This window comes from Mycobacterium parmense (genome assembly GCF_010730575.1).
Lineage (GTDB): Bacteria > Actinomycetota > Actinomycetes > Mycobacteriales > Mycobacteriaceae > Mycobacterium > Mycobacterium parmense.
Genome location: NZ_AP022614.1, coordinates 2,134,387 through 2,151,946, shown reverse-complemented (window position 1 = coordinate 2,151,946; position 17,560 = coordinate 2,134,387). Strand labels below are relative to the sequence as shown.

Annotated in this window: 16 protein-coding genes; 9 read left to right on the top strand and 7 right to left on the bottom strand. The window is 68.8% G+C overall.

Annotated elements, in window-relative coordinates; all coding sequences use genetic code 11:
- Positions 1-17: 17 nt before the first annotated feature.
- Positions 18-1,418 (top strand): WS/DGAT/MGAT family O-acyltransferase, encoded by a 1,401-nt coding sequence (locus G6N48_RS09515; RefSeq protein ID WP_085269661.1) that lies wholly within the window; start codon positions 18-20, stop codon positions 1,416-1,418.
- Here the strand turns inward: G6N48_RS09515 and leuD are convergent.
- The 6 genes from leuD to G6N48_RS09485 form a co-directional block, all read right to left on the bottom strand.
- Positions 1,415-2,083 (bottom strand): 3-isopropylmalate dehydratase small subunit, encoded by a 669-nt coding sequence (gene leuD / locus G6N48_RS09510; protein WP_085269660.1) that lies wholly within the window; start codon positions 2,081-2,083, stop codon positions 1,415-1,417. The genes G6N48_RS09515 and leuD overlap by 4 nt on opposite strands.
- On the bottom strand, positions 2,080-3,483 hold the full coding sequence (locus tag G6N48_RS09505; protein WP_085269659.1) for a 3-isopropylmalate dehydratase large subunit: 1,404 nt from the start codon (positions 3,481-3,483) through the stop codon (positions 2,080-2,082). The genes leuD and G6N48_RS09505 overlap by 4 nt, the downstream gene beginning before the upstream one ends.
- Positions 3,483-4,388, bottom strand: a complete 906-nt coding sequence (locus tag G6N48_RS09500; RefSeq protein ID WP_085269743.1) for an isocitrate lyase/PEP mutase family protein — start codon at positions 4,386-4,388, stop codon at positions 3,483-3,485. The genes G6N48_RS09505 and G6N48_RS09500 overlap by 1 nt, the downstream gene beginning before the upstream one ends.
- 82 nt (positions 4,389-4,470) lie before the next feature.
- Positions 4,471-5,733 carry an alpha/beta hydrolase gene (locus G6N48_RS09495; protein ID WP_085269742.1) on the bottom strand — a complete coding sequence of 421 codons (1,263 nt, stop codon included), beginning with the start codon at positions 5,731-5,733 and terminating at the stop codon, positions 4,471-4,473.
- Positions 5,734-5,741: 8 nt separating this feature from the next.
- Positions 5,742-7,364, bottom strand: coding sequence for an acyl-CoA ligase FadD12 (fadD12, locus tag G6N48_RS09490; protein ID WP_085269658.1), 1,623 nt, complete (start codon positions 7,362-7,364; stop codon positions 5,742-5,744).
- Positions 7,365-7,367: 3 nt separating this feature from the next.
- On the bottom strand, positions 7,368-8,174 hold the full coding sequence (locus G6N48_RS09485) for a lysophospholipid acyltransferase family protein (RefSeq protein ID WP_085269657.1): 807 nt from the start codon (positions 8,172-8,174) through the stop codon (positions 7,368-7,370).
- Positions 8,175-8,364: 190 nt separating this feature from the next.
- Between G6N48_RS09485 and G6N48_RS09480 the strand changes: the two genes are divergently transcribed.
- From G6N48_RS09480 to G6N48_RS09465, 4 genes are all read left to right on the top strand, one after another.
- Entirely contained in the window at positions 8,365-8,775 is a 411-nt protein-coding gene (locus G6N48_RS09480) for a hypothetical protein (protein ID WP_139825812.1), read from the top strand.
- A 44-nt stretch (positions 8,776-8,819) separates the two neighbouring features.
- On the top strand, positions 8,820-10,571 hold the full coding sequence (locus G6N48_RS09475; RefSeq protein WP_085269656.1) for a DUF3556 domain-containing protein: 1,752 nt from the start codon (positions 8,820-8,822) through the stop codon (positions 10,569-10,571).
- Entirely contained in the window at positions 10,564-11,985 is a 1,422-nt protein-coding gene (locus G6N48_RS09470; protein ID WP_085269655.1) for a phytoene desaturase family protein, read from the top strand. Before G6N48_RS09475 ends, G6N48_RS09470 begins: the two co-directional genes overlap by 8 nt.
- Positions 11,986-12,096: 111 nt before the next feature.
- On the top strand, positions 12,097-12,903 hold the full coding sequence (locus G6N48_RS09465; protein ID WP_085269654.1) for a L,D-transpeptidase: 807 nt from the start codon (positions 12,097-12,099) through the stop codon (positions 12,901-12,903).
- A 223-nt stretch (positions 12,904-13,126) separates the two neighbouring features.
- Here G6N48_RS09465 and G6N48_RS09460 read toward each other — a convergent pair whose 3' ends face one another.
- A complete protein-coding gene (locus tag G6N48_RS09460; RefSeq protein ID WP_085269653.1) occupies positions 13,127-13,663 on the bottom strand; it encodes a hypothetical protein in 537 nt (178 codons plus the stop codon).
- Between the two features lie 541 nt (positions 13,664-14,204).
- Between G6N48_RS09460 and gap the strand changes: the two genes are divergently transcribed.
- Genes gap through secG form a run of 4 tightly spaced genes read left to right on the top strand, consistent with a single transcriptional unit; the run spans position 14,205 to position 17,510 of the window.
- Entirely contained in the window at positions 14,205-15,224 is a 1,020-nt protein-coding gene (gene gap, locus G6N48_RS09455; protein ID WP_085269652.1) for a type I glyceraldehyde-3-phosphate dehydrogenase, read from the top strand.
- Positions 15,225-15,226: 2 nt separating this feature from the next.
- Entirely contained in the window at positions 15,227-16,462 is a 1,236-nt protein-coding gene (locus G6N48_RS09450; RefSeq protein ID WP_085269651.1) for a phosphoglycerate kinase, read from the top strand.
- Positions 16,459-17,244 carry a triose-phosphate isomerase gene (tpiA, locus tag G6N48_RS09445; protein WP_085269650.1) on the top strand — a complete coding sequence of 262 codons (786 nt, stop codon included), beginning with the start codon at positions 16,459-16,461 and terminating at the stop codon, positions 17,242-17,244. Before G6N48_RS09450 ends, tpiA begins: the two co-directional genes overlap by 4 nt.
- A 32-nt stretch (positions 17,245-17,276) precedes the next feature.
- Positions 17,277-17,510, top strand: a complete 234-nt coding sequence (gene secG, locus G6N48_RS09440) for a preprotein translocase subunit SecG (protein WP_085269649.1) — start codon at positions 17,277-17,279, stop codon at positions 17,508-17,510.
- Positions 17,511-17,560 lie beyond the last annotated feature (50 nt).

The window sequence follows — 17,560 nt, the reverse complement described above, 5'->3', positions numbered from 1 at the left end:
CGGGCTACGGTCAGCTCATGAAACGGCTTTCGAGTGTCGACGCGGCGTTCTGGTCGGCGGAGACGGCGGGCTGGCACATGCACGTGGGTGCGCTGGCGATCTGTGATCCCAGCGACGCGCCCGAGTACAGCTTCCAGCGTCTGCGCGAGCTGATCGTCGAGCGTTTGCCCGAGCTGCCCCAGCTGCGCTGGCGGGTCACGGGCGCGCCCCTGGGGCTGGACCGGCCGTGGTTCGTCGAGGATCCCGATCTCGACATCGACTTCCACATCCGCCGCATCGGCGTTCCCGCCCCCGGCGGCCGCCGCGAAGTCGAGGAGCTCGTCGGCCGGCTGATGTCCTACAAGCTGGACCGCTCGCGGCCGCTGTGGGAGATGTGGGTCATCGAGGGTCTGGAAGGTCCTGGGGGCGGCCGGATCGCGATCCTGACCAAGATGCACCACGCCATCGTCGACGGTGTCTCCGGCGCCGGGCTGGGTGAAATCCTGTTGGACGTCACGCCCGAACCCCGGCCGCCGCGCGAGGGCACGGTCGGGTCGCTGGGCGGATCGCAGCTCCCCGGCCTCCAACGCCGCGCGATCGGCGCGTTGATCAACGTCGGCGTCAAGACGCCGTTCCGCGTCGCCCTGCTCGTCGAGCAGACGCTGCGCCAGCAGATCGCCACGCTGGGCATCCGAAGCAGGCCGCCGCGTTACTTCGAGGCGCCCAAGACGCGCTTCAACGCCCCGGTGTCGCCCCACCGCCGGATCAGCGGCTGCCGCATCGAGCTGGCCCGCGCCAAGGCCGTCAAGGACGCCTTCGGCGTCAAGCTGAATGACGTCGTGCTGGCGCTGGTGGCCGGCGCCGCCCGGGAGTACCTGCTCAAGCGTGGCGAGCTGCCGGCCAAACCGCTGATCGCGCAGATCCCGGTGTCGACGCGCACCGACGAGAGCAAGGACGACGTCGGTAATCAGGTCAGCTCGATGACCGCGTCGCTCGCGACCGATATCGAAGACCCCGGCGAGCGGCTGCGGGCCATCCACGAAAGCACGCAGAGCGCAAAGGAAATGGCCAGGGCTCTGTCGGCGCATCAGATCATGGGGCTCACCGAGACCACCCCGCCCGGGCTGCTGCAGCTGGCCGCGCGCGCCTACACGGCCAGCGGGCTGTCGCGAAACCTGGCGCCCATCAACCTGGTCGTGTCCAACGTCCCGGGCCCTCCTTTTACGCTGTACATGGCCGGGGCCAGGCTGGAGTCGCTGGTGCCGCTGGGTCCGCCGGTGATGGACGTCGCGCTGAACATCACCTGCTTCTCCTACCAGGACTACCTGGACTTCGGTTTCGTGACGACGCCCGAGGTGGCCAACGACATCGACGACATGGCCGACCGCATCGAGCAGGCGCTGACCGAACTCGAGAAGGCGGCGGCGCTGAGCGTCTAGCCCCGGTTTTCCGCGCTGTCGCGTCCCGTGCTGTCGGCGCGGCGGTACAGCCAGGGGCGCAGCCGTTGGTCGCGGGCGCGGTAGGCGTCGATGTCGTTGCGGTGCCGCAGATTGTCGTCGATGTCGTCGAGTCCGTCGAGGAGCAAACTGCGGGGCCGGTGGTCGATGGGGAACGAGTGCCAGGGCCCCGCGGTGGCCCGCACGCGGCGGTGTTCGAGGTCGATCTCTGCTCGTGGTGGTTCGGCGGCGTCGATGTGTAGTTCGGCGACCAGGCGGGCGTGTTCGTCCGGCGGGAGGGTCAGCGGCAGGATGGTGTTGCGGTAGCAGTTGGCGGCGAAGATGGACCCGAAGCCGGGGGCGATGATGGCCTTGATGCCGAATCCGCGTAGCGCCCAGACCGCGGATTCCCGGGAGCTGCCGCAGCCGAAGTTCGCACCGGTGAGCAGCATCGTCGCGGCCCGGTAATCCGTCTGGTTCAGGATGAAATCGGGCCGTTCGCAGCCGTTCTCGTCGTAGCGCCAGTTGCCGAACAGGATTGATTCATAACCGGTCTTGCCCAGTCCGGGCACCTGCAGACGGGAGGGGGCGATGATGTCGGTGTCGATGTTGTCACGCAGCAGCGGCGCGACCACGCCGGCGACGTGTCGCAGTGATCGGTCGGTCATGGCAGGGTCCTGGGATCGGTGATGTGCCCGGTGAGCGCGGACGCGGCGACGGTGGCGGGGCTGGCCAGGTGGGTGCGCACGCCGGGGCCCTGCCGGCCTTCGAAGTTTCTGTTGGTGGAACTGACCACGCGCGCGCCGCTCGGGAAGCCCTCGCCGCCGCCGAAGAAGCAGAAACCGCAGCCCGATTCGCGCCATTGAAAGCCGGCGTCGATGAAGATGCGGTCGATGCCCTCGGCCTCGGCGGCGCGCTTGACCGCGGTCGACCCGGGGATGCAGATGGCGGTGACTCCGTCGGCGACGTGGCGTCCGGCCAGCAGTGCTGCCGCGGCTCGCAGATCGGAAAGTCTTGCGTTGGTGCAGGATCCGATGAAGGCGGCGTCGATGGGAATGGTGGTCATCGGCGTGCCCGGCGTCAGCCCGATGTAGTCGAGTGCTTTTGCGGCTCCGGCGGGATCGGGCAGCGTGTCGGGATGCGGCACCGATGCGTCGATGCCGGCGCAGTGCTGGGGGCTGGTGCCCCAGGTGATCTGGGGTGTCAAGGCGGTGACGTCGATGTCGACGGTGCGGTCGAAACGTGCCCCGTCGTCGGTGCCCAGCGCCAACCATTGCCGGGCGGCGCGCTGCCAGTCGCTACCGGTGAGTGCTTGCGCTCGGCTCCTGAGGTAGTCCAGGGTGATGGCGTCGGGGGAGACGATGCCGGTGAACCCGCCGGCTTCGACGGCCATGTTGCACAACGTCATTCGGCCTTCGATGGGCATCGATTCGATGGTCGGCCCGGCGTACTCGATGGCGTGGCCGGTGGCGCCGGCGGCGCCGATGGTCGCGATGAGCGCCAGGATCAGGTCTTTGGCGTAGACGCCGTCGCCGAGTGATCCGGTGCAGCGGGCCTGCAGGGTCTTGGGCCGTTTGACGGCCAGCGTCTGGGAGGCCAGGGCGGTCTCGCAGGTGCTCACGCCCACGCCCCAGGCCAGCGCGCCGAGCGCTCCGTTGGTGCCGGTGTGGCTGTCTGCGCACACCATCGTCATGCCGGGCAGGACCAGTCCCTGCTCGGGGAAGGTGACGTGACAAATTCCTTGGCGGTCGTCGCCGAGATCGAAGATCGGTATGCCTGCCGCCGCGGCGGTGGCCCGGAATCCCTCGATGAATTTCTGGCTGTCGGGCAGCGGGCTGGTGTCGGTGCGTCCGGGCCGCGTGTCCACCGAATGGTCGAGGGTGCCGAATACGGTGTGCGGGTCGAAGACCCGCCGGTGATCGTCGCGCAGGCTGGTCAGGGCGAACGCACCGCTCTTCTCGTGCAGGAAGATCCGGTCGACGTAGAGCAGCGCGGTGTCGGCATCGAGCTGGGATACCACGTGGGCATCCCAGATCTTGTCGAAGACCGTGCTCGGTTGCGCTGCCATCACCGCCTCCCCCCGCTGGAAGCGAGACCGGCAAGGTAGCGCTGCTCGAGTTCGGCGACCAGCGGCGTGCCGGCGAGGTCGTGGATGTCGGCGAAGCCGGCCGTGCGCGTGCCCAGGTTCCAGGTCCCGTCGTCGTGGCGAATCTGCTCGAGTGCGTCGGTGATCCCCGTGATCGCGGCGGCAAGCAGGGCGCCGGGCAGGCTGACCCGGGCCACGCCGAGCGTCTGGAGCTCGGTGAACGTCAGATGCGTCGGCGACTTGCCGCCTTCGATGATGTTGATCCCCACCGGCCCGTCGATACCCGCAACGGCGGCGACGATCTCCTCTCGCGCGTGCAAGCCCTCCACGAACACCAGCGTCGCGCCGGCGTCGAGATAGGCGTTGCCGCGCTTGATAACGCCGTCGATGCCCTCCACGGCCAGTGCGTCGGTACGGGCGGTGATGACGAAGTCCGGGTGGTGCCGGGCATCGGCCGCGGCCCGGATCTTGGCCACGGCCTCGTCCAGGTCGATGACGTGTTTGCCGTCGAGGTGGCCACACCGTTTGGGCATGACCTGGTCTTCCAAGTTGATCCCCGCGAGGCCGTGGCGTTCGAAGGTCTGCACCGTGAAGAACGTGTTGACCGCGTTGCCGAATCCGGTATCGGCGTCCCCCACCACGGGGATGTCGACCGATCGGGCGATCACGCCGCAGGCACCGGCCATCTCGGCCAGGGAGACGATGGAGTAGTCCGGGACACCGTAATGCACCGCGGCGATCCCGAGGCCGCTGCACTGCAGCGCGGCAAACCCGGCTTGCTGGGCCAGCTTGGCGCTGATCGGGTCGTACACGCCGGGCATCACGACCAGATCAGGTCCGAGGAACAGTTCTTTGAGTCGGGACGGCTTGTCATCCGTGGGTGTCATCTCCACCACCTCCTATCTAACATATATAGCTATAAAATATAGATGTCAACGTTTGGGCTGGCGCAAGGGGCGAGGCGGCTAGTTAGTCGCGCGCCGCGTAGGTGGTCGCGTAGACCCAGGAGAGGAAGCGCGCTACGGCCTCGGCGGAGCGATGCGCCCGCGGCGAGGAGAAGATGTCGAAAGCGTGCTGCGCGTTCGGCAATTCGGCGTAGGCGACCGGTGACTTCGACACGGCGCGCATCTCCTCGACGAAGTCCTGTGCCTCGCCGACCGGGATCAGCGAGTCGTCGGAGCCGTGCAGGATGAAGAACGGCGGCGCGTCGGCACGCAACTGCCGGATCGGCGAGGCGTCGACGTAGACGCGCCGGTGCGATGCGAATTTGCGCTTGACCACGAACTTTTCGAGCAGCCCGATGAATTCGCGTCGCCCCTCGCCCTCGGTGGAGAACCAGTCGTAGCGCCCGTACACCGGAACCGCCGCGACGACCGAGGTGTCGGCGTCCTCGAAGCCGGGCTGGAACTGGGGGTCGTTGGGGGTCAGCGCCGCGAGCGCGCACAGGTGCCCGCCCGCCGAGCCGCCGGTGATGGCGACGAAGTCGGGGTCGCCGCCGTAGTCCGCGATGTTCTCCTTCACCCATGCCAGCGCCCGCTTGACGTCGACGATGTGATCGGGCCAGGTGTGCCGCGGGGACACCCGGTAGGCGATCGACACGCAGACCCAGCCGCGGGCCGCCAGGTGGCTCATCAGCGGATAGGCCTGCGGGCGGCGCATTCCGATGATCCAGGCCCCGCCCGGCACCTGCAGCAGCACCGGTGCCTTGCCGTCGCGCGGCAGGTCGCGGCGCCGCCAGACATCGGCGAGGTTCGCGCGGCCGTGCGGGCCGTAGGAAACCACGTTGGTCTTGTCGACGTAGCGACGGCGCGCGACGGTGTTGGCCAGCGGCAGGAGCCGGCGCCCGCGGCGGGTGAAGGCCGCCGGGAGGTCGAGGATCTCGTTGGCGTAGTCGTGGCCCAGCTGCTCGCGCAGACCGGCTTCGAGCACCGGGCCCGGCGTGGTCACGCCCCGGTAGCGGATCACGCCCAGGATCGCCCAGGACGCGGCCGTCAGCGCCATCGCCACCCTGCCGCGCCGGCCGGCGAAGTCGCCGCGCCGGCCGCGGCGCAGCGCGTCGGCCAGCGAGGCCGAGAAGTACAGGCCGGGCACCTCCGAGGTGGGCCAGCCGAACCAGAACACCAGGACGGTGCTGTAACCCTTGCGGGCCAGCGGGCGTAAACCGTTGGCGGCGTTGACGAATTCCACCGCGGCGCGCAGCACCGGCCGGGGGCGCCGCAGCCGCGCGATCAGCGTCCGGTTCACGAGCCGCTGACCTTGGCCTGCAATTCGGCGCGCAGGATCTTGCCCGTGCTGCCGCGGGGGAGTTCGTCGACGATCGCTATCTCGCGGGGCACCTTGTAGTTGGCCAGGTTGTCGCGGACGTGCTGCTTGAGCTCGTCCACGCCGGTCCGGGCTCCCGGGCTTAGCACCACGAACGCCGCCAACCGCTGGCCGTACTGCTCGTCGTCGACGCCGATCACCGCGGCCTCCGCCACGTCGGGGTGTGCCGCCAGCGTCTTCTCCACCTCGATCGGATAGACGTTCTCGCCGCCGGAGACGATCATCTCGTCGTCGCGGCCGACGACGAACAGCCGCCCGGCCTCGTCGAGGTAGCCCACGTCACCCGAAGACATGAACCCGGCGTGGAAGTCTTTGGTCGTGCCGGAGGTGTAACCGTCGAACTGGGTGTCGTTGCGGACGTAGATGGTGCCGACCTCGCCGGTGGGTAGTTCGTTGAATTCGCCGTCCAGGATCCGGATTTCGGTCCCGCCGGCCGGCCGGCCCGCGGTGTCGGGCGCGGCGCGCAGGTCGGCCGGGGTGGCGGTGGCGATCATGCCCGCCTCGGTGGCGTTGTAGTTGTTGTAGATCACGTCGCCGAACTGGTCCATGAACGCGGTGACGACGTCGGGGCGCATCCGGGACCCGGACGCGGCTGCGAACCGAAGTGACTTGCCGCTGTAGCGGTTTCGCACCTCCTCGGGTAGCTCCATGATGCGGTCGAACATCACCGGCACCACCGCGAGGCCCGTCGCCTTGTGGCGGTCGACGAGGTCGAGCGTGGCCTCCGGGTCGAACTTGCGGCGCGTGACCACGGTGCAGGCCATCGACGCGGCGAACACCAGCTGCGAGAATCCCCAGGCGTGGAACATCGGGGCGACGATCACGACGGTCTCCTCGGCCCGCCACGGCGTGCGGTCCAGGATCGCCTTGAGGGTGCCGATCCCGGCGCCCCCACCGGATTGCTTGGCGCCCTTGGGTGTTCCGGTTGTGCCTGACGTGAGCAGGATCATCTTGCCCTTGCGGCCGGTGCGCGCGGGCCGCTGTGCGAGGTGGTCGGCGATCAGTTTCTCGACCGTCCGCTCATGAGTGCCCTCCGTCCACGCCACGATGCGTACGGCGCCGGGTTTGTCGGCCAGCGCGCGGTCGACCGTCGCGGTGAACTCCTCGTCGTAGATCACGGCGTCGGCGCCCTCGCGGTTGACCACGTCGGCCATCGCCGGGCCGGCGAACGACGTGTTCAGCAGCAGAATGTCGGAGCCGATCCGGTTGGCGGCCACGAGCGCCTCGACGAAGCCGCGGTGGTTGCGGCACATGATCCCGATCACCGCCGGCTGGCCGCCGGGTAGCGCCTGCAGCGCCGCGGCCAGCGCGTTGATCCGCGCGTCGAGCTGCCGCCACGTCAGCGTGCCCAGCTCGTCGACCAGCGCGGGGCGGTCCGGGCAGCGCTGCGCCGCGCCGGCGAAGCCCACGGTGATGCCCATGCCCTCGCGGCGCATGGCGGCGGCCATCTTCAGGTAACGGTCGGGCCGCATCGGCGCGATCATCCCGGCGCGCGTCAGGGTGGCGAGGAGGCCGGCGATCTGGTTGACACGAGAGGCCACGGCTCAGCCCACGATGGGGAATCGGCGCCTGGCGGCGAGATCCTTGAGCGCCTGCTGCATCACCGACCGCACGTGCTCGTCGATCTCGTCGACGTCCGGGTCGTCACCGAAGCTCGAGATGTCGATCGGCTCCAGCACCTGCGTGGTGATCTTGGTGGGCAGCGGCACGTTCGGCGGGATGACGGCGCTCAAGCCGAAGGGGAAGCCGAACGACAGCGGCAGGATGGCGCTGCGCAGCAGGCGCTTGATCCCCAGCCGCTCAGCGAGCCAGGTGCCCCGGGTCAGGTAGAGCTGCGTCTGCTGCCCGCCGATGGACACCGCGGGCACGATGGGCACGCCGGCGTCGATCGCGGTCCTCACGTAGCCCTTGCGCCCGTTGAAGTCGATGACGTTCTCCGACAGCGTGGGCCGGTAGGCGTCGTAGTCGCCGCCGGGGAAGACGATGACGACGCCGCCGGACCGCAGCGCGTTCGCCGCGTTCTCGCGGTTGGCGCGGATGTAGCCGGTGCGCTGGAAGAACGAGGCGGTGGGACCGGTCATCAGGATGTCGTGGCTCAGCGTGTAGACCGGCCGGTCGTAGCCGAACTTGTCGTAGAAGTCGACGCTGAAGATCGGCACGTCCATGGGGAACATGCCACCGGAGTGGTTGCCGACCACCAGGACCCCGCCTGCTGGGAAGGACTCCAGGCCGTGGACCTCCGACCGAAAATAGGTCTTCAGGACCGGGCGCATCGCGCCCATCAGGCGCTGGGTCAGGATGGGGTCGAACTTGCCGATGTCCCCGCCGTCCGCGCTGTCGCTGTCGGTCACGTTCCTCCCTCGTGGCTCCGGCGAGGCCGCTTGGCGTTGGTGGGCCGCGTCGAGTCCCTCGATGGTAGCGACCGGCCACGGGCCGGAGCTCACGGCGTTTGTTCCTTTCTTCTTCGTCCATATGGTGCTGGCCGATCCGGCGCGTTATTGTTACGCACGCCCAAACGCCCGACGAGCTGAAAGAGGCCAGATGGAGTTCGCCGGTGTGCCTGACGAGCGGCAAGGACGCTCGGTGGCGGCACGCGGGTCGAGCGGCCGCCGCGACGGCCGGCACTCCAGGGCACTGGCCGCGGGCCCGGCCATCGGCGAGGCCGAACCGCCCGTGTCGGCCGACAGCCGACAGGCCGACTACTTTCTGCATCTGCTCGCCCAGCGCCGTCGGCTCATCGACCACCGCATCGACGAGTACCGCAAGGCGCTCGCCGCGTCGGAAGCCCAGGGAGAGACCGAGGCCGCCTGCAACTTCCGGCGCATGACGCGCGCCGAAGAACAAGACCGGCGGACCCTGGACAAGATGATCGACGAGCTGCGCCGGAGGTTTCCGCGGCGAAACGTCGGCGAACCCCCGTTGGCCGCGCGGCACCGGTTCGCCGCCCGGTAGCCGTCGCCGTCGATTCGGCCTGAATCGCACCATATTTCGCCGCCATGGGGTTCATGACACCGGAGCTTCCCGACGTCGACCCCCGCATTTGGCGCACGCTGCCGCGGTCGGCCCGGCGCCAGATCATGTCCCGCCACTGGGTGGAGAACGGCTTCGGCACTCCCTTCGCGGTGTACCTCTTCTACGTGTTCAAGATCGCGGTGTACGTCGCCGGCGCCGCCGCGACGATCTCGTTGACGCCGGGCCTCGGCGGTCTTTGGCGCATCGCGGACTGGTGGACGCAGCCCATCGTCTATCAGAAGGTCGTCGTCTTCACCCTGCTCTTCGAGATCCTGGGCCTGGGCTGTGGATCGGGGCCGCTGACCGCGCGGTTCTGGCCGCCGTTCGGCGGCTTCCTGTACTGGTTGCGGCCCAACACGATTCGCCTGCCGCCCTGGCCGGGCAAGATCCCCTTCACCGCCGGCGACAGCCGCACCGTCGTCGACGTGGCGCTGTATCTGGTCGTGCTGGGCTCGGGCGTATGGGCGCTGCTGTCACCCGGGCGGGGCGGGCCGGTGAGCGCGGCCGGCGTCCCCTCCGCCAACGTCGGCCTGATCGATCCCGCCGTCGTGGTGCCGGCCATCGTGGCGCTGGCGCTGCTGGGCCTGCGCGACAAGACGGTGTTCCTCGCCGCGCGGGGTGAACACTACGGACTGACCCTGCTGGTCTTCTTCTTCGGCTTCACCGACCAGATCGCCGCGTACAAGATCATCATGCTGGCGCTGTGGTGGGGAGCGGCGACGTCCAAACTCAACCACCACTTCCCCTACGTGGTGGCGGTCATGATGAGCAACAACCCGCTGTTGCGGTCCCGCGCCTTCAACTGGTTCAAGCGCAGGCTCTACCGCGACCCCGTCGACGACCTGCGCCCGTCGTGGGTGCCCACGATGATGGCGCACGTCGGCGGCACCACGGCCGAGTTCCTGGTGCCCCTGGTCCTGGTGCTGTTCGCCGACGGGCACCGGTGGGCCTGGTTCCTCATCGCGTTCATGGTGCTGTTCCACCTCAACATCACGTCCACCATCCCGATGGGAGTCCCGCTGGAGTGGAACGTGTTCTTCATCTTCTCGCTGTTCTACCTGTTCGGGCACTACGCCGGCGTCAGGGCCACGGGGCTGAGCTCCCCGCTGCTGCTGGCCATCCTGGTCGGCGCGCTGGCGGTGGTGCCGATCGTGGGCAATCTGTTCCCCGAGCAGGTTTCGTTTCTTCCGGCGATGCGCTACTACGCCGGAAACTGGGCCACCAGCACCTGGTGCCTGCGGGCGGGCGTCGAGGACCGGATCGAGGCAAACGTCACCAAAGCCGCGGCGCTGGTCCCCAAACAACTTGCCCGGCTTTATGATCCGGACACCGCCGAACTCATGATCGACAAGTTGATGGCGTGGCGGTCCATGCACACTCACGGACGGGCGCTCAACGGTCTGGTGGCGCGTGCCGTCGGCGCCGACGAGGCCGGCTACGTCCTGCGCGACGGTGAGATCGTCGCCGGGCCGCTGATCGGGTGGAATTTCGGGGAGGGTCACCTGCACAACGAGCAGTTGCTCGCCGCGCTGCAGCGGCGCTGCCGGTTCGACGAGGGCGACGTGCGGGTGATCATCCTGGAGAGCCAGCCGATCCAGGCGCAACGGCAGCAGTACCGCATCGTCGACGCGAAGACCGGGCTGATCGAGGAGGGGTACGTCGAGGTGGACAGCATGCTGAGCCGGCAACCGTGGCCCGAGCCGGGCGACGACTTCCCGGTGACCGTCCGTGCCTAAGGCGGTGGTGGTCGGTGCCGGGCCCAACGGCCTGGCCGCGGGAATCCAGCTGGCCCGCAACGGCGTCGACGTGCACGTGCTGGAGGCCGGCGAGACCGTCGGTGGGGGAGCGCGCTCGGGCGAGCTCACCGTGCCCGGTGTCATCCACGACCACTGCTCGGCATTCCACCCGCTGGGCGTCGGTTCGCCGTTCTGGCGGGAGCTGGACCTGCAGCGCCACGGGCTCGAGTGGGACTGGCCGGAGATCGACTGCGCCCACCCGCTCGACGACGGCACCGCCGGCGTGCTGTATCAGTCGATCGAGCGAACCACGGAGCTGATGGGTGCCGACGCCCGCCGGTGGCGGCTCATGATCGGCGACCTGGCAAGGGGATTCGACGCCCTGGCGCAGGACTTGCTGCGCCCGGCACTGAACATCCCGCATCACCCGCTTCGCCTGGCCGGCTTCGGTCCGCGCGCGCTGCTGCCGGCCACCGCGGTGGCCCGCTGGTTGCGCACCGAGCAGGCGCGCGCCTTGTTCGGCGGCGCGGCGGCCCACGTCTACACCCGGCTGGACCGCCCGCTCACCGCGTCGCTGGGCCTGATGATCCTGGCCAGCGGGCATCGCTACGGCTGGCCCGTCGCCCGGGGCGGATCAGGCTCGATCACTCGCGCGCTGGCCGCCGCGCTGGCCGAGCACGGCGGCACGGTGAGCACCGGGGTGAGGGTCACCGACCGCGCCCAGATCGGCGGCGCCGACGTGGTCATGCTGGACCTCAGCCCCGCCGGGGTGCTCGGCCTCTACGGCGACGTGATGCCCGGCCGCATCGCACGGTCTTATCGGCGCTACCGCGAGGGCTCGTCGGCGTTCAAGGTCGACTTCGCCGTCGAGGGCCACATACCGTGGACGAACCCCTACTGCGGACGCGCGGGGACCGTCCACCTCGGCGGAACATTCGCCGAGATCGCCGACACGGAACATCAACGCGCGCAAGGGAAGATGGCGCGGCGGCCGTTCGTGCTCGTCGGCCAGCAGTACCTGGCCGACGCGTCGCGGTCGGCGGGCGGCATCAACCCGGTGTGGGCATACGCGCACGTGCCGTTCGGCTACACCGGCGACGCGACCGCGGCCGTCGTCGAGCAGATCGAACGGTTCGCCCCGGGTTTTCGCGACCGCGTCGTCGCGACCGTCAGCAAGGGCACCGCCGAGCTGGAGGCCTACAACCCCAACTTCGTCGGCGGCGACATCATCGGCGGCGCCAACGACGGCCTGCAGGTCCTTTTCCGTCCGCGCATCGCCGTCGACCCCTACGCGACCGGCGTGCCGGGGGTGTATCTGTGCTCGCAGTCCGCGCCGCCGGGGGCCGGCATCCACGGCCTGTGCGGCTACCACGCCGCCGAGTCGGCGCTGCGCTGGCTGCGCAACCGGCCGTAGCCGAAACGTGACCCATACTTGATCGAATCGCTTACGCGCCCTTACGTTTACACTGGTCACACCGCCTTAACATCACTATTGCAACTCTGTCAGTTAAAGGGAATTGGAGCCATGCGGGCGGTTTTTCGGTGTGTCCTCGCCGTTGTCGGGATCGCTGCGAGCGTGGCAGCGGGGCCCGCCGATATCAGGCTGGCGGCGGCCAGCCGGCCATCCGGGCCCCCGATCGCGTCGGTGCTGCCGGCGCGGGGCGCGGTGGTGGGCGTGGCGCACCCGATCGTGGTGAGGTTCCGGGTTCCCATCGCCGACCGGCACGCGGCCGAGCGTGCCCTCGACGTCAGATCGGCGCCCGCGATGACCGGCAGATTCGAGTGGCTCGACAACGACGTCGTGCAGTGGGTGCCCGACCGGTTCTGGCCGGCACACAGCACCATGGCGCTGTCGGTCGGCGGCGTGGCCACCGAGTTCGAGACGGGCCCCGCCGTCGTCGGCGTGGCCAGTATCTCGGATCACACCTTCACCGTCAGCATCGACGGGGTCGAGGCCGGACCGACGCCCCCGGTGCCCACCCCCCATCACCGGCCACACTTCGGCGAACAGGGTGTGTTGCCGGCCTCGATGGGCAGGCCGGAGTTCCCGACGCCGGTCGGCACGTACACCGTCTTGTCCAAGGAACGCTCGCTGATCATGGATTCGAGCAGCGTCGGCATCCCCGTCGACGACCCCGACGGCTACCGGCTCCCGGTCGATTACGCCGTCCGCATCACCAACCACGGACTCTTCGTTCACTCGGCGCCGTGGGCGGTCAACTCCCTCGGGCTCGAGAACGTCAGCCACGGCTGCATCAGCCTGAGCCCACAGGACGCGGAGTGGTATTACAACGCGGTCCACGTGGGCGACCCGGTGATCGTCCAGGAATAGCTCCCGGCTCACACGCGGGTGGTGCCGCCTTGAACGCCATCGAACGGCGCTGAACGCCATCGAACGGCACTGAACGCCATCGAACGGCACTGAACGGCACTGCCGCACGGCCGCCTACCAGTCTTTACTGGCTGATTTCTCCTGACCGAACCCCCGGCCCGAACCGAAACGGACCCGCTGGGATAACCCAGCGGGTCCGCGTCGTCTTCGAACGGGATCGGCCTCAGTGCGCGGGGCCGGGCGGAACCGGCTGACCGGGCACCGGCCCGCCGGTGGGCGCCGGACCGGTCGGCACGTCCTTGGCCATGTCGATGATCGGCGCGGCGATGACCCCGTCCACCGGAGCCCCGGCCAGCGCGATCAGCGGAGCGCCCACCGGCACCACCGGCACCGCCGGCAGCGGAGCGCCGGCCGGTATCGGGGCACCGGCCGGAATCGGTGGCCCGAGGGCGATCAGCGGTGCTCCGGCCGGCACCGGCGCGGCCAGTGGCCCAGGCACGGCCAGCGGGACGCCGGACATGTCGGTGAGGGGGGCACTCGTCGTACACACATCGCCGGCCACTACCACCGGTGCGCCCGCGGCGTCCGCTCCAGCGGCCGCCGGCGCGATAGCGTCGCCGGCCTGCTGGTGGATGCAGGCCCCGCCCGTCATGAACGGGGCGGCGGCCGCGTCCGGACTCATCGCCATAGCGGCTCCGCACAACCCGGCGCTGGCAAATATCTTGATGTTGACCCGTTCAAAGATCGTCATCAACGTCAACTCCTTATATTCACGCTCGACATTTCGCAGTCAATCGGTGCAGCCGCTTGCCGTACCCAGGTCGTGCTGGGACGACCGAGTCAATTGTCGGGATCGGGTGCACAACGGGGAACGAACGCGCCGCACCGTTTCCAAAAGGTGACGTTTCCGCATTCCAAAAGCCCCCGCGAGGCCATTTCGCGCCGCCCGGTGGATGCGGTGGTCAACACCCCCAACCGGGGTGGCCGGCACCGGCCGGAATGGCCGTCCGTGCCTCGTTACATGCCGGCCCGCGGACCGGCCGGGTATTTCATTCGGGATTCCTCCCACGGGCTTTCTTTCCGGGACTTTGACGGCCGCGCCTTTTGAATTCAAATTGAGCTGATTTCGCGCCCGCGGAATGCGGCATTCGGGGCGGGTGGCGCTACGGGTACGCCGGTCCCGGGCGACGGCGAACCCGATGCGCGCTCACCGGCAGCACGCTGCGGCACCTCACTGTTCTAGGCTGACCACGAGCGCGACATCAGCGGACTCGCAACAGCAGGAAGACAGGGAGAGGCAAGTGACGGTCCGGGTAGGTATAAACGGCTTCGGTCGTATCGGGCGCAACTTCTACCGTGCCTTATTGGCTCAACAGGAGCAGGGCGGCGCCGACATCGAGGTGGTTGCCGTCAACGACATCACCGACAACCACACGCTTGCGCACCTGCTCAAGTTCGACTCGATCCTGGGCCGCTTGCCCTTCGACGTGAGCCTCGACGGCGAGGACACGATAGTCGTCGGCAACCGCAAGATCTCCGCACTCGAGGTCAGGGAAGGCCCGGCGGCGATGCCGTGGGGCGACCTGGGCGTCGACGTCGTCGTGGAATCCACCGGGCTGTTCACCGACGCCGCCAAGGCGAAGGGCCACCTGGACGCAGGCGCCAAGAAGGTGCTGATCTCGGCGCCCGCCACCAACCCCGACATCACCATCGTCCTGGGTGTCAACGACGACAAGTACGACGGCAGCCAGAACATCATCTCCAACGCCTCCTGCACCACGAACTGCCTTGCGCCGCTTGCCAAAGTGCTGCACGACGAGTTCGGCATCGTCAAGGGCCTGATGACCACCGTCCATGCCTACACCCAGGACCAGAACCTGCAGGACGGCCCGCACAAAGACCTGCGCCGGGCCCGCGCCGCGGCGCTGAACATCGTCCCGACGTCCACCGGTGCGGCCAAGGCGATCGGGCTGGTGATGCCGGAGCTGAAGGGCAAGCTCGACGGCTACGCCCTGCGGGTCCCCATTCCCACCGGCTCGGTCACCGACCTGACCGCCGAGCTGTCGAAGCCCGCCGGCGCCGAGGAGATCAACGCGGCGTTCAAAGCCGCCGCCGAGGGCAAGCTCAAGGGCATCCTGAAGTACTACGACGCGCCGATCGTCTCCAGCGACATCGTCACCGACCCGCACAGTTCGATCTTCGACTCGGGCCTGACCAAGGTGATCGACAACCAGGCCAAGGTCGTGTCGTGGTACGACAACGAGTGGGGCTACTCCAACCGCCTGGTCGATCTGGTCGGCCTGGTCGGCAAGTCGCTGTAATCGTGGCCGTTCCAACGCTCGAAGACCTGCTTGAGCAAGGGGTTTCCGGTCGAAGCGTGTTGGTTCGCTCCGACCTGAACGTCCCGCTCGACGAAGACGGCGTAATCACCGACCCCGGCCGGATCACCGCGTCGGTCCCCACACTGAAAGCGCTGCTGGACGCCGGCGCCAGGGTGGTGGTCGCGGCGCACCTGGGCCGCCCGAAGAACGGGCCCGACCCGAAGTTGTCGCTGGCTCCGGTCGCGGCCGCGCTCGGCGAGCAGCTGGGCCGGCACGTGCAACTGGCCGGTGATGTGGTGGGCGCCGACGCTCTGGCCCGCGCCGAGGGGCTCACCGACGGCGACGTCCTGCTGCTGGAGAACGTCCGCTTCGACCCGCGCGAAACCAGCAAGGACGACGCCGAGCGCTTGGCCCTGGCCCGCGAGATGGCTGAATTGGTAAGTCCGGCGGGGGCTTTCGTCTCCGACGGCTTCGGGGTGGTGCACCGCAAGCAGGCGTCGGTGTACGACGTGGCGACGCTGCTGCCACACTACGCCGGCACGCTGGTGGCCGGCGAGATCGAGGTGCTCGAGCAGCTGACCAGCTCGACCCGGCGCCCCTACGCGGTGGTGCTCGGCGGGTCAAAGGTATCCGACAAGCTGGGCGTCATCGAGTCGCTGGCGACCAAGGCCGACAGCATCGTGATCGGTGGCGGCATGTGCTTCACCTTCCTTGCCGCGCAGGGTTTCTCAGTGGGCAAGTCGCTGCTGGAAGAGGAGATGGTTCAAACTTGTCGGCGGTTGCTGGACACCTACGTCGACGTGCTGCGGTTGCCGATGGACATCGTCGTCGCCGACAAGTTCGCCGCCGACGCGCAGCCGCAGACCGTCGGGGCCGACTCGATCCCCGATGACAAGATCGGCCTGGATATCGGGCCGGGCTCGGTCAAACGGTTCACGGCGTTGCTGTCCAACGCCAGGACGATTTTCTGGAACGGCCCCATGGGCGTCTTCGAGTTCGCGTCGTTCGCCGCGGGCACCAAGGGCGTCGCCGACGCCATCGCCGCCGCGACCGGCAAAGGCGCGTTCAGCGTGGTCGGCGGCGGCGACTCCGCGGCCGCGGTGCGCGCCCTCGGCATCCCCGAGGGTGACTTTTCGCACATCTCGACCGGCGGTGGCGCGTCGCTGGAATACCTTGAGGGCAAGACACTTCCGGGTATCGAGGTGTTGAACCGGCCGCAGCCGGGAGGTGACGCGTGAGCCGCAAGCCGTTGATCGCCGGCAACTGGAAGATGAACCTCAACCACTTCGAGGCGATCGCGCTGGTGCAAAAGATCGCGTTCGCCCTGCCGGACAAGTACTACGACAGGGTCGACGTCACGGTGCTGCCGCCGTTCACCGACCTGCGCAGCGTGCAGACCCTGGTCGACGGCGACAAGCTGCGGCTCACCTACGGGGCCCAGGACCTCTCGCAGTACGACTCCGGCGCCTATACCGGCGACATCAGCGGGCCGCTACTGGCCAAGCTGGGCTGCACGTTCGTCATCGTCGGGCACTCCGAGCGGCGCACCTACCACCACGAGGACGACGCGTTGGTGGCCGCGAAGGCCGCCGCCGCGCTCAGGCACGAGCTGACCCCGATCGTCTGCATCGGCGAGCACCTCGACGTCCGTGAGGCGGGCGAGCACGTCGGCCACTGCGAGCGGCAGCTGCGCGGGTCGCTGGCGGGGCTGTCCGCCGAGCAGATCGGCAGGGTCGTCGTCGCCTACGAGCCCGTCTGGGCGATCGGCACCGGGCGCGTTGCCAGCGCCGCCGACGCGCAGGAGGTGTGCGCCGCGGTTCGCAAGGAGCTGGGCGCGCTGGCGTCGGCGCAGGTCGCCGAGGGCGTGCGAGTGCTCTACGGCGGGTCGGTGAACGCCAAGAACATCGGCGAGATCGTCGCCCGCGACGACATCGACGGGGCCCTGGTCGGCGGGGCGTCGCTGGACGGCGAGCAGTTCGCGACGCTGGCGGCGATCGCCGCCGGCGGGCCCCTTCCGTAGGGCACGGGCGCGCGCCGGGTAAACTGCGCGTCATGCAATTGGCGCTGCAGATCACGCTGGTCGTCACCAGCATCCTGGTGGTCCTGCTGGTGCTGCTGCACCGCGCCAAGGGTGGCGGCTTGTCCACGCTGTTCGGCGGGGGCGTGCAGTCCAGCCTCTCCGGTTCGACGGTGGTCGAGAAGAACCTGGACCGGTTGACCCTGTTCATCACGGGTATCTGGCTGGTGTGCATCGTCGGTATGGCCCTGCTGATCAAGTACCGCTGACCCGTCGCTGCTTTCCCCGAGGGGCGGACCGGGCGATCCGCCACGATACT

Bases quoted from the DNA above. Each gene is read 5' to 3' on its own strand.
- secG (WP_085269649.1), top strand. From the start codon at position 17,277: ATGCAATTGGCGCTGCAGATCACGCTGGTCGTCACCAGCATCCTGGTG.
- G6N48_RS09515 (WP_085269661.1), top strand. From the start codon at position 18: ATGAAACGGCTTTCGAGTGTCGACGCGGCGTTCTGGTCGGCGGAGACG.
- G6N48_RS09500 (WP_085269743.1), bottom strand. From the start codon at position 4,388: ATGACACCCACGGATGACAAGCCGTCCCGACTCAAAGAACTGTTCCTC.
- G6N48_RS09480 (WP_139825812.1), top strand. From the start codon at position 8,365: ATGGAGTTCGCCGGTGTGCCTGACGAGCGGCAAGGACGCTCGGTGGCG.
- G6N48_RS09505 (WP_085269659.1), bottom strand. From the start codon at position 3,483: ATGGCAGCGCAACCGAGCACGGTCTTCGACAAGATCTGGGATGCCCAC.
- leuD (WP_085269660.1), bottom strand. From the start codon at position 2,083: ATGACCGACCGATCACTGCGACACGTCGCCGGCGTGGTCGCGCCGCTG.
- G6N48_RS09475 (WP_085269656.1), top strand. From the start codon at position 8,820: ATGGGGTTCATGACACCGGAGCTTCCCGACGTCGACCCCCGCATTTGG.
- G6N48_RS09465 (WP_085269654.1), top strand. From the start codon at position 12,097: ATGCGGGCGGTTTTTCGGTGTGTCCTCGCCGTTGTCGGGATCGCTGCG.